Source organism: Pseudohoeflea suaedae (genome assembly GCF_004354915.1).
GTDB classification, from domain to species: Bacteria; Pseudomonadota; Alphaproteobacteria; order Rhizobiales; family Rhizobiaceae; genus Pseudohoeflea; species Pseudohoeflea suaedae.
The window spans coordinates 2,002,208-2,016,653 of the sequence record NZ_SMSI01000001.1 but is presented as its reverse complement, the minus strand read 5'-3'; the positions used below and the strand labels follow the sequence as shown (position 1 = coordinate 2,016,653).

Here is a 14,446-nt window from a genome sequence, read left to right as displayed (position 1 = left end):
ATCGGCACAAAACATCTTATCTATGATGCTGCCTTCTGCGGCATCTTCCGACATATCCATTGCAAGACTAATGCCTGCGAGCGACTTCATGAGCGATCTCAAGACCATATCCATCCGCGGCGCCCGCGAGCACAATCTCAAAAATGTCGATCTGGACCTGCCCCGCGACAAGCTGATCGTGATGACCGGCCTGTCGGGCTCGGGCAAATCCTCGCTCGCCTTCGATACGATCTATGCGGAAGGCCAGCGCCGTTATGTCGAAAGTCTGTCGGCCTATGCCCGGCAGTTCCTGGAAATGATGCAGAAGCCGGATGTCGACCAGATCGACGGCCTGTCGCCGGCCATCTCCATCGAGCAGAAGACGACGAGCAAGAATCCGCGCTCGACCGTCGGCACGGTCACCGAGATCTACGATTACATGCGCCTCTTGTTTGCACGCGTGGGCGTTCCCTATTCTCCCGCGACCGGGCTGCCTATCGAGAGCCAGACGGTCAGCCAGATGGTGGACCGCGTACTCGCCTTCGAGGAAGGCAGCCGTCTCTATATCCTGGCGCCGATGGTTCGCGGCCGGAAGGGCGAGTATCGCAAGGAACTCGCCGAACTGATGAAAAAGGGCTTCCAGCGGGTGAAGGTCGACGGCGAATTCTACGAGATCGCCGACGTGCCCGCGCTCGACAAGAAGTTCAAGCACGACATCGACGTGGTCGTCGACCGTGTCGTCGTGCGCGAGGACATGGCCGCGCGCCTGGCCGACAGTCTGGAAACCTGCCTGACGCTCGCCGAGGGTCTTGCGATTGCGGAATTCGCCGACAAGCCGCTGCCGGAAGCCGAGACGGCTGCGGGCGGGGCGGCCAACAAGTCGCTCAACGAAACCCATGAGCGCGTGCTTTTCTCGGAAAAATTCGCCTGCCCGGTGTCCGGCTTCACGATCCCGGAAATCGAGCCGCGGCTTTTCTCGTTCAACAATCCCCATGGCGCCTGCCCGACCTGCGACGGTCTCGGCAGCCAGCAGAAGATCGACGAAGCGCTGGTGATCCCCGACCAGAACGCCGTGGTACGCAGCGGCGCGGTGGCGCCCTGGTCGCGCTCGTCCTCTCCTTACTACACCCAGACGCTGGAAGCGCTCGGCAGCCATTTCGGCTTCAAGCTCGGCGACAAGTGGTCCGAACTGCCCGAGACCGCGCAGAAAGCCATCCTGTACGGAACGAAAGAGAAGATCGAGTTCCGCTATGACGACGGGTTGCGCTCCTACAAGACGGCAAAGACATTCGAGGGTGTGATCCCCAATCTCGAGCGCCGCTGGAAGGAAACCGACAGCGCCTGGGCGCGCGAGGAAATCGAGCGCTACATGTCCGCCGCCCCCTGCCCGGCATGCAACGGCTATCGCCTCAAGCCCGAGGCTCTGGCCGTCAAGATCAACGGACTGCACATCGGTGAAGTGACCCAGATGTCGATCCGCAAGGCCGGCGACTGGTACGAGGCCCTGCCCGAGACGCTGAACGAGAAGCAGAACAACATCGCCGTCCGCATTCTCAAGGAGATCCGCGAAAGGCTGCGTTTCCTCAACGATGTCGGCCTCGACTATCTGACGCTCAGCCGCAATTCCGGCACTCTGTCGGGCGGCGAGAGCCAGCGCATCCGTCTGGCCTCGCAGATCGGCTCGGGCCTGACCGGCGTGCTCTACGTTCTCGACGAGCCGTCGATCGGCCTGCACCAGCGCGACAATGCCCGGCTTCTCGATACGCTCAAGCATCTGCGCGACATCGGCAATACGGTGATCGTGGTCGAGCATGACGAGGACGCGATCCTGACCGCCGACTATGTGGTCGATATCGGCCCCGCCGCTGGCGTCCATGGCGGCCAGGTGATTGCCGAGGGCAAGCCCAACGAGATCATGGCGAATCCGAACTCGATCACCGGCCGCTATCTCTCCGGCGATCTCGAGGTCGCCGTGCCCGCCGAAAGGCGCAAGCCGAAGAAGAAGCGCGAACTGAAGGTGATCGGCGCGCGCGGCAACAATCTCAAGAACGTCACGGCGTCGATCCCGCTCGGCGTCTTTACCGCGGTGACCGGCGTGTCCGGCGGCGGCAAGTCGACCTTCTTGATCGAGACGCTCTACAAGTCCGCAGCCCGGCGCATCATGGGGTCGCGCGACCATCCGGCCGAGCACGACCGGATCGACGGTTTCGAGCATATCGACAAGGTGATCGACATCGACCAGTCGCCGATCGGGCGCACCCCGCGCTCGAACCCGGCGACCTATACCGGTGCCTTCACCCCGATCCGTGACTGGTTCGCCGGCCTGCCGGAGGCGAAGGCGCGCGGTTACCAGCCGGGCCGTTTCTCCTTCAACGTCAAGGGCGGCCGCTGCGAGGCCTGCCAGGGCGACGGCGTCATCAAGATCGAGATGCACTTCCTGCCCGACGTCTACGTCACCTGCGACGTCTGCCACGGCAAGCGCTACAACCGCGAAACGCTCGACGTCACCTTCAAGGGCAAGTCGATTGCCGATGTGCTCGACATGACGGTGGAGGAAGGTGTCGAGTTCTTCTCCGCCGTGCCGTCCGTGCGCGACAAGCTGATCGCGCTGCAGGGCGTGGGGCTCGGCTACATCAAGGTGGGCCAGCAGGCCACGACACTTTCGGGCGGTGAGGCGCAGCGCGTGAAACTCGCCAAGGAACTGTCGAAACGTTCGACCGGGCGCACGCTCTACATCCTCGACGAGCCGACCACCGGGCTGCACTTCCACGATGTCGCCAAGCTTCTCGAAGTGCTGCATGAGCTGGTGGAACAGGGCAATTCGGTTGTCGTCATCGAGCACAATCTCGAAGTCATCAAGACCGCCGACTGGGTGATCGATCTCGGCCCCGAAGGCGGCGACGGCGGCGGCGAGATCGTCGCCGAAGGCACGCCGGAGGATGTCGTGAAGGTCGAGCGCTCTTACACAGGCCAGTTCCTCAAGGAACTCCTGGAGCGGCGGCCGGGCGGAAAACGGGTGGAAGCGGCGGAGTAGACGTCGAATATGGCTCCGACGAAACCAGGGATGGCAAGGACTTACCCATGATCCTGATCGGGCAATTCGATTCGCCCTTCTGCCGTCGCGTCGGCATCGCGCTCAAACTGTATGACGTCGCATTCGAGCACCGGCCGTGGTCCACTTTCGGCGATGCCGACAAGTTGAGTGCCTTCAATCCGCTGTTGCGGGTTCCGACGCTGGTGCTCGACGACGGCACCGTCCTCGTCGAAAGCCAGGGCATTCTCGCCCATCTCGACGAGACGGCTGCGTGCGGCACATCGCTGATGCCGGCTTCGACCGCCGACCGGATGGCGCTCAGGCGCGTCACCGGCCTTGCCAGCGGCATTTCGGACAAGGCGGTGGCGCTGTTTTACGAACAGGTGCTGCACGACACTCCGTCGCAGCTCTTCATGGATCGCTGCCGAAGCCAGATATCGGGCGCACTCGCCGCACTCGAAGCCGAAGGGTCCGCGCTCAAGTCGGACTACTGGTTCGAGGACCGGATCACCCATGCCGACATCGCCCTGGGCACGACCATCGAGCATCTGTCGGCCTGCCACCCGGCACTGTTCGACGCCGGGGCCTATCCGACGCTGCACCGTCAGGCCGAAAGGCTGAGCGCCTTGCCCGTCTTCCAGGACATCTATCAGCCTTTCATCCCCCCGACCAAGGAGTAGCATCGTGAGCCAAGGCACAATCCGCACCGGCATCGGCGGCTGGACCTTCGAGCCGTGGGAGAACGGTCAGTTCTATCCGGAAAAACTCGCCAAGAAGCGGCAGCTCGAATATGCGAGCCGCCAGCTCACCGCGATCGAGGTCAACGGCACCTATTACGGCAGCCAGAAGCCGGCGACATTCGCCAAATGGCGCGAGGAAACGCCCGACGGTTTCGTCTTCTCGCTCAAGGCCAGCCGCTACTGCACCAATCGCAAGGTGCTGGCCGAAGGCGGGCCGTCGATCGAGAAATTCCTGACGCAGGGCATCGCCGAGCTCGGCGACCGGCTGGGGCCGATCCTGTGGCAGTTCATGGCGACAAAGAAATTCGAGCCCGAGGATTTCGAGGGATTTCTCAACCTGCTTCCGAAGGAGCAGGACGGCCTGCCGCTCAAGCACGTGGTCGAACCGCGTCACGACAGTTTCTGCACGCCGGAATTCGTCGAACTGATTGCCAAATACAATGTCGCGGCCGTGGTCGCCGATCACGCGGAATATCCGATGTTCGCCGACGTGACCTCGGACTTCGTCTATGCCCGGCTCCAGCAAGGCACCGACGATACGCCGACCTGTTATCCGACGAACGACATCGACGCCTGGGCGAAGCGGTTCGGGACCTATGCGGAGGGCGGCGTGCCTGATGATCTGCCGCCGATCGCCGAGGCCCGAAAGGTCGAGAAGAAGCCCCGCGACGTCTTCGCCTTCTTCATCACCGGCGGCAAGGTCAACGCGCCCGAAGGCGCGAAGACATTGCAGAAAAAGGTCGGCTGAACAGGCTGCGTTCTTACCGTCTGGGGGCGAGCCGCGGGAGAAACACCGTCAGCAGCCCGAGAAACGGCAGGAAGGAGCAGAGCCAGTAGACATATTCGATGCCGCGGGCATCGGCGATCTCGCCCAGCACCGCCGCCCCGATGCCGCCCAGACCGAAGGCGAAGCCGAAGAAGATGCCGGCGACCAGCCCGACGCGACCGGGCACCATCTCCTGCGCGAAGACGACGATTGCCGGAAAGGCCGAGGCAAGGACGAAGCCGATGATCGTGGTCAGCACGATCGTCCATTCGAAATTGGCATAGGGCAGCATCAGCGAGAACGGCAGGATGCCGAGGATCGAGACCCAGATGACGGTGCGCGTGCCGATGCGGTCACCGATCGGGCCGCCCGCGAAGGTGCCGGCGGCAGCGGCGCCCAGGAACACGAAGAGCAGTATCTGCGCCTGCTGCACGTCGATGCCGAAGCGCGCGATCGTGTAGAAGGTGTAATAGCTGGTGAACGCCGCCATGTAGACGTGCTTGGAGAAGACGAGCATGGCGAGCACGCCGAGCGTGAAGATAACACGCCGGCGGCTGTGGACCAGCGCCGTCGACGGCGCGGGACGACCGGCGGCGGCGCGACGATAGTTCCCGTACCAGCGGCTGACCCAGGTCAGGATCGCAATCCCCATCAAGGCGGCGATGCAGAACCAGGCGACGCTCGTCTGCCCACCCGGAATGACGATGAAGGCCGCGAGCAGCGGTCCGCCTGCGGTGCCGAAATTGCCGCCGAGCTGAAATACCGATTGCGCCGTGCCGTGGCGTCCGCCCGAGGCCAGTCGCGCGATGCGGGAGGATTCGGGATGGAAGACCGCCGAGCCGATGCCCACCATGCCGGCGGCGAACAGAAGCAATCCGTAATGGCCGGAAAAGGCCAGAAGCAGAAGTCCGAGAAAGGTGAAGGACATGCCGACAGGCAGCGAATAGCCGAGCGGTCGCTTGTCGGTATAGGCGCCGATCAGCGGCTGGAGCAGCGAGGCCGTGACCTGGAAGGTGAAGGTCAGGAGTCCGATCTGTGCAAAGCTCAGCGCGAAATTCTCCTTCAGCATCGGGTAGATCGCCGAAATCATCGACTGCATCGTGTCGTTGAGAAAATGACACAGGCTGAGCGCCGTGACGATGCTGAAGGCGGCAGGCGCCGCATAGCTGCCGGCGGCGGGCGTGGATGCTTCCGAAACGGTTGAGGCGGTCGAGGATGCCGCGGCATCCTCCGTAACGACGGACATGAATTCGCTTCCTGACGATTGCCGGACTGATGATCGGCGGGCTGATGGTCGACGAGAGCATCCCGCTCCCTTGTTCTGCATGTGTTATCACCGGTTGCGACCGACCTGCTTTCGTGTTTTGGTCGATTTATTACTCATTTGGGCCAAATTCGATGTCGAGCAGCACTCCATTTCCGTTCCGGAGGCGTCAGGGCGACGAGAACCTCGTCGCGCTGTCGGCGGAAACGATGGATGCCGTGGAAACCTCGGAAGCGCCGGTTGTCGCCGCCGGGCACATCTATGCGGATGGAGACCGGGTCGCCGAGCACAGCCACGGCCGCGCGCAACTCCTGTGCGTATTCGGCGGCGCGGTAACGGTCAGCACGCGGGAAGGCAGCTGGATGGTGCCGCCCGACCATGCGCTCTGGATCCCGGCCTTCATGCCACACGGCACCGACATGATCGGAGACGTCAGGATGAGCTCGGCCTATGTGCGGCCGGAAGCCGTCAGCGGCCTGCCCGCCCGCCTCGTGGTCACCGGGCTCACATCCCTGATGCGCAGCCTCATCGCCGAGGCGGTTCTTCTCTCGGGCGAAGACCCCGGCCCGCGCGCCAGGCATATCTTCGGCGCGCTTCTGCATGAAATCCCGCATCTGCCTGAACGGCCGCTCGGCCTTCCGTTTCCGACACACGGCAGGCTTGCCGCGCTTTGCCGGGATTTCGTCTCAGACCCTTCCGCGCATACGGATATTGACGACTGGGCTGCGGCCGCCGGAATGAGCCGCCGCACCTTCACCAGGGCATTTCGTCAGGAGACAGGGCTGAGCCTGTCGACATGGCGCCAGCAGGCCTGTCTGCTCGCCGCCTTGCCGCGCCTCGGCGCCGGGGAAGCGGTCACCACCGTGGCTCTCGATCTGGGTTACGACAGCGTGCCGGCCTTCACGCACATGTTCCGCCGCATGCTCGGCCAGCCGCCAAGATCCTATTTCCGCGGTCAGCAGGCGGTCGCGTGACCGTCTTCAGATCGCCGCGATGAGATCCTCGGCCGTCATGTGGTCCGGCGCGCGACGGGCGGCTTCCGCGTGGAGCGCGACGGCGGCACAGGCGGCCTCGAACGGCGGCCTGCCATTGGCCAGAGATGCGCCGACAATACCTGCGAGAACGTCACCCGAGCCGGCGGTCGCCAGTTTCGACGGCGCATCGCAATTGATCGCCGCGCGACCGTCCGGCGCCGCGATCACCGTATCCGCCCCCTTGTAGACGACGATGGCGTTGACGCGCGAAGCCGCACGGCGCGCCCGGTCGATCTTCGACAGAGCGTCATCATCTAGCAGATCGGGGAAAAGACGGCGGAACTCGCCCTCATGAGGCGTCAGCACCTTGGGGGCGTCGAATGAAGACAGGTCGGCGATCGTATCGGCGAAGGCCGTCAGACCGTCGGCATCGAGCACCAGCGCCCTGCCCGCCTCGAGAACGATCCGGGCGTAGTCCTTCACGAGTTCATTGTGTCCGAAACCGGGACCGAGCACGAAAGCCGCCAGACGATCGTCCTTCAGCCAGTCCGACAGCGCATCCGCGTCACCCACCGAACGCTGCATGACGGCAGTGAGATGCGCAGACTGCGCCATGACGGCGCCGGGTGGCGACGCGACGGTCACCAGCCCCGCACCGGCCCTCAATCCCGCCTGCGCCGACATGCGCGACGCGCCGGACGAAATCAGGGGGCCGGAAAAGACGACGAGGTGCCCGCGGGCATATTTGTGGCTCGATGCGTCGATGGCAGGGCTGGTGGTCCCGTAGACCGAAGGATCGTTGAGAACGACCGGATCGTCGTTCGCAAGGAGGCGGGAGGGTATTCCGATATCGACGACTTCCAGCTCGCCGCAGAGATCACGCCCCGGTAGCAGGACGTGGCCTGTCTTCAGCGCCGCGAAGGTGACTGTCCGGTCCGCACGGAAGCACGGTCCTGTCGGCCGGCCCGAATAGCCGGACAGGCCCGAAGGCAGGTCGACGGCAAGCACCGGTGTCCCGGCGTTTGCGGCCCGCTCGATCAGTTTCGCGATTTCGTCCGGGACCGCCCGGTCGAGGCCCGCGCCGAACAGGGCATCAATGATCAGGTCGCCCGCCTCCGGTCGATAATCCGCGAGCGCGGCGATCACGCCCGGAAAGCTTTCGAACGCCCAGGCGGCATCCGTACCCTCCCGGGGCTTCATTCCGAAGCGCTCGACCGGGACGCCCGCTCTGGCCAGATGGCGGGCGATGACATGACCATCTCCACCATTATTGCCGGGACCGCACAGAATGATGGCGCGTTTCAGACCCGGCCAGTGCTCGAGCGCGCTTGCAGCCACGGCCGCTCCGGCGCGCTCCATCAGGCCCGGACCGCTGAGGCTGCCATCGATTGCTGCGCGGTCTACCGCACCCATTGCGGCGGGGGTAAACAGCCGGGTGTTCTCAATTGCCATTGCGATGGCGTGCCATGCAGCCCATCATGCGTCAAGCGGAGAAAGAGGCGGCGGCAACAGGCGAATTCGTCGCCGATATCGCATATTTTATGTGCATTTAGAGGAATATCTGGGCATAAAGGGTACGCAATAAGAACTGATACCGATGCACAGCGCCGATTCGTTCGACATCCTGCTCGCGTCAGGTTCACAGACTGGGTGCCGCGGGCCATTCAAAACCTTCGTCGCACCACTGGGATTTGACGGGTTGGAGGTTTCCACGTCGGGCGGGCGCCGGAAAGACCGGTGAACTGGCATGGCTTGTGCTTATCGTTCAACGTCGGGCGGATGTGCGGCGGTATCTGTTCGCGACTGCAATTAGCGGAGGCTAGGCCAACAAATGAAAAAAATCGAAGCGATCATCAAGCCCTTCAAGCTCGATGAAGTGAAGGAAGCTCTCCAGGAAGTGGGGCTTCAGGGCATCACGGTCACCGAAGCCAAGGGTTTCGGCCGGCAGAAGGGCCACACGGAGCTCTACCGGGGCGCCGAATATGTGGTCGACTTCCTGCCGAAGGTGAAAGTCGAAGTCGTGCTGGCCGACGAATCCGTCGAGACGGCGATCGAAGCCATCCGCAACGCCGCACAGACCGGCCGGATCGGTGACGGCAAGATTTTTGTGTCGAGCATCGAAGAAGCAATCCGCATTCGGACTGGCGAAACCGGCGACGAGGCCATATGAAGGCCTAGTCCTTCTTTCGGACAGCGCGGCCGGTATCGCCCAGAAGCCGCGAACTAATTCTTTCAGGGAGCCCAGTTATGTCGACTGCCAACGAAATCTTGAAAAATATCAAGGACAACGACGTCAAGTTCGTTGACCTTCGCTTCACCGACCCGAAGGGCAAGCTGCAGCACGTCACCATGGATGTGTCCGCAGTCGATGAGGACATGTTCGCCGACGGCGTCATGTTCGACGGCTCCTCGATCCAGGGCTGGAAGGCCATCAACGAGTCCGACATGGTGCTCATGCCCGATACGGCGACGGCGCACATGGACCCGTTCTTCGCACAGTCGACAATGGTGCTGATCTGCGACGTGCTCGACCCGGTCTCGGGCGAAGCCTATAACCGCGATCCGCGCACGACCGCCAAGAAGGCGGAAGCCTATCTGCAGGCGGCCGGTGTCGGCGACACCGCCTATTTCGGCCCTGAGCCGGAATTCTTCGTCTTCGACGACGTCAAGTACAAGGCTGATCCGTACAATACCGGCTTCAAGCTCGATTCGACCGAGCTGCCGTCGAACGACGACGCCGACTACGAGACCGGCAACCTCGGCCACCGTCCGCGCGTCAAGGGCGGCTATTTCCCGGTTCCTCCGGTCGATAGCTGCCAGGACATGCGCTCCGAGATGCTCACGGTACTGGCCGAAATGGGCCTGACCGTCGAAAAGCACCACCACGAAGTCGCCTCGTCGCAGCACGAGCTCTGCATGGTCTTCGACACCCTGACCCGTCAGGCCGACAAGACCCAGATCTACAAGTACGGCGTCCACCAGGTGGCCAATGCCTATGGCAAGACCGCGACATTCATGCCGAAGCCGATCTTCGGCGACAACGGCTCGGGCATGCACGTGCACCAGTCGATCTGGAAGGGCGGCAAGCCGACCTTCGCGGGTGACGAATATGCCGGCCTGTCGGAAAACTGCCTGTTCTACATCGGCGGCATCATCAAGCACGCCAAGGCAATCAACGCCTTCACCAACCCGTCGACGAACTCCTACAAGCGTCTGGTGCCGGGCTACGAAGCCCCGGTCCTGCTCGCCTATTCGGCGCGCAACCGTTCGGCGTCCTGCCGCATTCCGTTCGGCTCCTCGCCGAAGGCCAAGCGCGTGGAAGTCCGCTTCCCGGACCCGACCGCCAACCCGTATCTGGCTTTCGCGGCCATGCTGATGGCCGGCCTCGACGGCATCAAGAACAAGATCCATCCGGGCAAGGCCATGGACAAGGATCTCTACGATCTGCCGGCCAAGGAACTCAAGAAGATCCCGACCGTCTGCGGTTCGCTGCGTGAAGCGCTGGAAAGCCTCGACAAGGATCGCAAGTTCCTGACCGCCGGCGGTGTGTTCGACGACGACCAGATCGATGCCTTCATCGAACTGAAGATGGCCGAAGTGATGCGTTTCGAAATGACGCCGCACCCGGTCGAGTTCGACATGTACTATTCGGCCTGATTTCGGGTCGATTTCGGAACAAGGAAACCCCGGCCTCGTGCCGGGGTTTTTCATTTCGCGATTGCCGCTGAAATGCCGGCCGCACAGAAGGTCACCAGATCTTCAAGCCCGCCCCTGGCGCCTTCCGGCGTTTCGCTCCCGGACAATTCTCCCACTCGCCAGCGCGAGGTGAGAAGCGCCAGCATCGCCGCGACGGAATAGACAAAGCCGGTGGCGATCTTTTCGCGCGATGCATCCGGATAAAGCGCGGCAATCTCGTCGATGAAGATGGTCGCAGTCGCATCGAAATGGCGCGAAGAAATCGCACGCCAGCGCGGATCGGCGGACACATGGGCAATGAGACGCGCATAGGCGAGCCATTGCGGGCCGCCGCTCTCGGCGCGCTCGACATAAGGACCGACGAAACAGCGCAGAAGCGCCGCCAGATCCGTCTGCCCCCGAGCCCTGCATGCATCGAGCGCGGCCAGACGCAGCGCAGAAAGTTCGTCGGCACGCCGGGCAACGACCTGACGGAAGAGTTCTTCCTTGCCCTCCCCGTGATGATGAACCAGCCCGGCCTGCGTTTGAGCGACCGCGGCGATATCGCGGATCGAGGCTCCGTCGAAGCCGCGCTCGGCAAACAGCAGTTCAGCCGCGTCGAGTATGCGCGCCCGTGTCTCCAGCGAGCGCCTGGACGGCGCGCGCTGCCGCATCTTTTCTTGGCTCGTTGCCGATTTCATGTCTGCCATCTTGCATATTTTGGACGATCGTTCAATTTAAAGGCGTGAAGCAAGCTCTTCGAGGAGGAGGATCTATGCCGCACGGGATGGATACACGGCAGAAATTCGCACTGATCGGCGCCGGGCCGATGGGCCTGGCCGCGGCGAAGACGCTGGCGGAGCAAGGCGTCGACCATGACGGTTTCGAACTCGGCGACGATGTGGGTGGATTGTGGAACATCGATAATCCGAGATCGACGATGTACGAATCCGCACACCTGATCTCGTCGAAGTCGATGACGGAATTCACCGACTATCCGATGCGCGAGGATGTGGCGGAGTATCCGTCCCATCGCGAGATGAAGGCCTATTTCCAGGATTTTGCCGATCATTACGGTCTCTATGAGCGCTACAAATTCGGGGCGGAGGTCACGAGGCTGGAACCCCTCGGCGGCAACGGCGACGGCTGGCGCGTCGCCTGGAAGGATGCCGGGGGCGAGCACGAAGCGATATATGCCGGCGTCATGATCGCGAATGGCACGCTGTCCGAACCGAACCTGCCGCACTTTCCCGGTGCATTCGGCGGCGAACTGATACACTCCTCGCAATACCGCAGCGCCAGCCAGTTCGACGGCAAGCGCGTGCTGATCGTCGGGGCCGGCAATTCCGGCTGCGATATCGCGGTCGATGCGATCCATCATGGCGTCAGTTGTGATCTCTCCATGCGGCGCGGCTATTATTTCGTGCCGAAATACATATTCGGCAAACCCGCCGACACGCTCGGCGGCAGTATCAAGCTGCCGATGTGGCTCAAGCGCAAGATCGACGGCATGGTTCTGAAATGGTTTGTCGGCGATCCGGCGAAATACGGTTTTCCGAAGCCGGATTACGCGCTTTACGAAAGCCACCCGGTGGTCAATTCGCTGGTCTTGTTCCACGCCGGCCATGGCGACCTGAAGGTCCGTACCGACATTGCCAACATGGACGGCAACACTGTCCATTTCACCGACGGAACGAGTAGCGAATTTGACATGATCGTCGCCGCCACCGGCTACAGGCTGCATTATCCATTCATCGACAGGCAGTGGCTCAACTGGCAAGGCGACGCCCCTCACCTCTACCTCAATGCCATGCATCCCGAACGCGACGACATTTTCGTCCTCGGCATGGTGGAGGCGAGCGGGCTGGGCTGGCAGGGCCGGCATGAGCAGGCCGAGATGGTGGCGCGCTATGTCGCGGGTCTGCGCAACGGCAACGCGGCCGCGCGAAAACTCAAGGCCGAGAAAGCCGGCGACTTCGAGCGGGCCACCGGCGGCATGAATTATCTCAAGATTGCGCGCATGGCCTATTACGTCGACAAGGCGACATACCGGAACGCGGTGACCGGCTGGATCCGGAAGCTAACAAGCGCCTGAGAAAGTCGTAGGGCATGTAAAGCATTCCCTGATAAGAAACGGAAAAGAGCCGGATACAACCGGCGAGACGATGGGAGAGCAATTCCGTGGAAAGCATAGACGACGTCGTTCTGAATTTCAGTCCAGCTTCGCTGCAGATCCTCAACGCGGTGCTGGCGATCGTCATGTTTTCCATCGCCATCGACCTCACGCCGGACGATTTCAGGAGATTGCTCAAGGCGCCGAAGTCGCTGCTCGTCGGGCTCTTCTCGCAATTCATCATATTGCCCGTCATCACTTTCATCATGCTTCTGATCACCGCGCCCAGCCCGTCGATCGCGCTCGGGCTGATCGTGGTGGCGGCATGCCCCGGCGGGAACATCTCGAACTTCATCACCCACCGGGCGGGCGGCAACGCGGCGCTGTCGGTTTCCATGACCGCCATTGCGACCGTCGGCGCGATCGTGCTGACGCCGGCGAATATCGCGCTCTGGGGCAACCTCTACGCGCCGACCCGTGAAATCCTGCGCGCCACGCACATAGACCCGTTGCAGGTGGCCGTCACCGTCGGCCTCATGCTGGTTCTGCCGCTCATTCTCGGCATCACGCTCAACGTGCTGCGCCCGGATATCACCGCGAAGATCAACCGCCCCCTGCAATGGCTCTCGATGGCGATCTTCACCTTGTTCATCGTGCTCGCGCTGTCAGCAAACTGGGGTTTCTTCCTGCAATTCATCGGCGCGGTCTTCACGCTCGTCTTCATCCACAACGCCCTGGCGCTTCTGAGCGGCTACATGACGGCCACGGTCTTCCGCCTGTCACCCTTCGACCGGCGCGCCGTGACCATCGAGACCGGCATCCAGAATTCGGGGCTCGGCCTTGTCCTGATCTTTGCGTTCTTCCAGGGCCTCGGCGGCATGGCCGTTGTGGCGGCCGCCTGGGGCATCTGGCACGCGATATCGGGCATTGCCCTCGCCTCGCTCATGAGCCGGACGGAAGCCGCGAGATGAGCCGCATCCTGATCACAGGTGCGGCCGGGATGGTTGCCACAGCGCTCCTTGAAGAACTTCAGGGGCACGAGGTGATCGCGACCGACAAGTCACGCCCGAAACACCTGCCTGACAACGCGTCCTTCGAGACGATGGACGTCCGGGAATCCGATCCCGCCGAGGTCATCGCCCGCACCAGGCCCGATGTGATCGTGCACCTCGCCTCCGTCGTGAACCCGCCCAGGGGAACGGGCCGGGGTTTCGCCTACGATGTGGACGTCACCGGCACACGCAATGTCATTGACGCCGCACTCGCGGCCAATGTCCGGCGGCTGGTGGTGACGTCCTCGGGAGCGGCCTATGGCTATCACGCCGACAACGCCGTGCCGCTCACGGAGAGCGATCCGATCCGTGGAAACCACGAATTTCCCTATGCCCATCACAAGCGGCTGGTCGAGGAGATGCTGGCAAAGACCCGGAGCGATCACCCGGAATTGGAACAGGTCGTCCTCAGGGTCGGAACGGTGCTCGGCGAAGGCACCGACAACCAGATAACCGCACTGTTCCGAAAGCCGAAGCTTCTCGCACTGAAGGGCAGCGAGAGCCCCTTCGTCTTCATCTGGACCCGCGATCTGGCGCGCATTCTCAAACGCGCCGCGACAGACGGTCCGCCCGGGATTTACAATGTTGCGGGTGACGGCGCCCTCGGCATGGACGATCTCTCCGGAATATTGGGAAAGCCGGTGACGCGCCTGCCTGTCTGGCTGGTGAAAGCCGCCCTCGCCGTGGCCAAACCGCTTGGCCTGAGCCGCTACGGACCCGAGCAGGTGCGGTTTCTGCAGTACCGCCCGGTACTAGCCAATGATGCGCTGAAGACCGAGTTCGGCTACGTGCCGGAAAAGACCAGCGCCGAGACGTTCGAGCTCTGGCGCAAATGGGCGGGACTCTGAG

Annotated in this window: 12 protein-coding genes; 9 read left to right on the top strand and 3 right to left on the bottom strand. The window is 62.7% G+C overall.

Features of this window, described 5'->3' with window-relative positions; translation table 11 throughout:
- The first annotated feature begins 88 nt into the window (after positions 1–88).
- The 3 genes from uvrA to E2A64_RS09515 are packed head-to-tail and all read left to right on the top strand — an operon-like array spanning position 89 to position 4,501.
- A complete protein-coding gene (gene uvrA / locus E2A64_RS09525) occupies positions 89–3,013 on the top strand; it encodes an excinuclease ABC subunit UvrA (RefSeq protein ID WP_133284111.1) in 2,925 nt (974 codons plus the stop codon).
- A 47-nt stretch (positions 3,014–3,060) separates the two neighbouring features.
- Positions 3,061–3,693 (top strand): glutathione S-transferase family protein, encoded by a 633-nt coding sequence (locus E2A64_RS09520; protein WP_133284110.1) that lies wholly within the window; start codon positions 3,061–3,063, stop codon positions 3,691–3,693.
- 1 nt (position 3,694) lies between these two features.
- Entirely contained in the window at positions 3,695–4,501 is an 807-nt protein-coding gene (locus E2A64_RS09515; protein WP_133284109.1) for a DUF72 domain-containing protein, read from the top strand.
- A 13-nt stretch (positions 4,502–4,514) separates the two neighbouring features.
- Here the strand turns inward: E2A64_RS09515 and E2A64_RS09510 are convergent, their stop codons facing one another.
- Positions 4,515–5,765 carry an MFS transporter gene (locus E2A64_RS09510; RefSeq protein ID WP_133284108.1) on the bottom strand — a complete coding sequence of 417 codons (1,251 nt, stop codon included), beginning with the start codon at positions 5,763–5,765 and terminating at the stop codon, positions 4,515–4,517.
- A 152-nt stretch (positions 5,766–5,917) separates the two neighbouring features.
- Between E2A64_RS09510 and E2A64_RS09505 the strand changes: the two genes are divergently transcribed.
- The gene (locus tag E2A64_RS09505; protein WP_428977458.1) at positions 5,918–6,757 is read left to right on the top strand and encodes an AraC family transcriptional regulator; all 840 of its coding nucleotides are present in this window, start codon (positions 5,918–5,920) and stop codon (positions 6,755–6,757) included.
- Between the two features lie 6 nt (positions 6,758–6,763).
- Here the strand turns inward: E2A64_RS09505 and E2A64_RS09500 are convergent, their stop codons facing one another.
- Positions 6,764–8,209 (bottom strand): NAD(P)H-hydrate dehydratase, encoded by a 1,446-nt coding sequence (locus E2A64_RS09500; RefSeq protein ID WP_133284107.1) that lies wholly within the window; start codon positions 8,207–8,209, stop codon positions 6,764–6,766.
- 379 nt (positions 8,210–8,588) lie between these two features.
- Here E2A64_RS09500 and E2A64_RS09495 point away from each other — a divergent pair, with 379 nt between their 5' ends.
- Positions 8,589–8,927 carry a P-II family nitrogen regulator gene (locus E2A64_RS09495; protein ID WP_133284106.1) on the top strand — a complete coding sequence of 113 codons (339 nt, stop codon included), beginning with the start codon at positions 8,589–8,591 and terminating at the stop codon, positions 8,925–8,927.
- A gap of 77 nt (positions 8,928–9,004) precedes the next feature.
- The gene (gene glnA, locus E2A64_RS09490; protein ID WP_133284105.1) at positions 9,005–10,414 is read left to right on the top strand and encodes a type I glutamate--ammonia ligase; all 1,410 of its coding nucleotides are present in this window, start codon (positions 9,005–9,007) and stop codon (positions 10,412–10,414) included.
- Positions 10,415–10,464: 50 nt separating this feature from the next.
- Here glnA and E2A64_RS09485 read toward each other — a convergent pair whose 3' ends face one another.
- On the bottom strand, positions 10,465–11,133 hold the full coding sequence (locus tag E2A64_RS09485; RefSeq protein WP_133284104.1) for a TetR/AcrR family transcriptional regulator: 669 nt from the start codon (positions 11,131–11,133) through the stop codon (positions 10,465–10,467).
- A 74-nt stretch (positions 11,134–11,207) separates the two neighbouring features.
- Here E2A64_RS09485 and E2A64_RS09480 point away from each other — a divergent pair, with 74 nt between their 5' ends.
- The 3 genes from E2A64_RS09480 to E2A64_RS09470 all read left to right on the top strand — a co-directional run bounded on the left by E2A64_RS09480 (position 11,208) and on the right by E2A64_RS09470 (position 14,445).
- Positions 11,208–12,527 (top strand): flavin-containing monooxygenase, encoded by a 1,320-nt coding sequence (locus E2A64_RS09480; protein ID WP_206662425.1) that lies wholly within the window; start codon positions 11,208–11,210, stop codon positions 12,525–12,527.
- Between the two features lie 86 nt (positions 12,528–12,613).
- Positions 12,614–13,516: a bile acid:sodium symporter family protein gene (locus E2A64_RS09475; RefSeq protein WP_133284103.1), complete on the top strand. Its 903-nt coding sequence runs from the start codon at positions 12,614–12,616 to the stop codon at positions 13,514–13,516.
- The gene (locus E2A64_RS09470; RefSeq protein ID WP_133284102.1) at positions 13,513–14,445 is read left to right on the top strand and encodes an SDR family oxidoreductase; all 933 of its coding nucleotides are present in this window, start codon (positions 13,513–13,515) and stop codon (positions 14,443–14,445) included. The genes E2A64_RS09475 and E2A64_RS09470 overlap by 4 nt, the downstream gene beginning before the upstream one ends.
- Position 14,446: the final 1 nt, after the last annotated feature.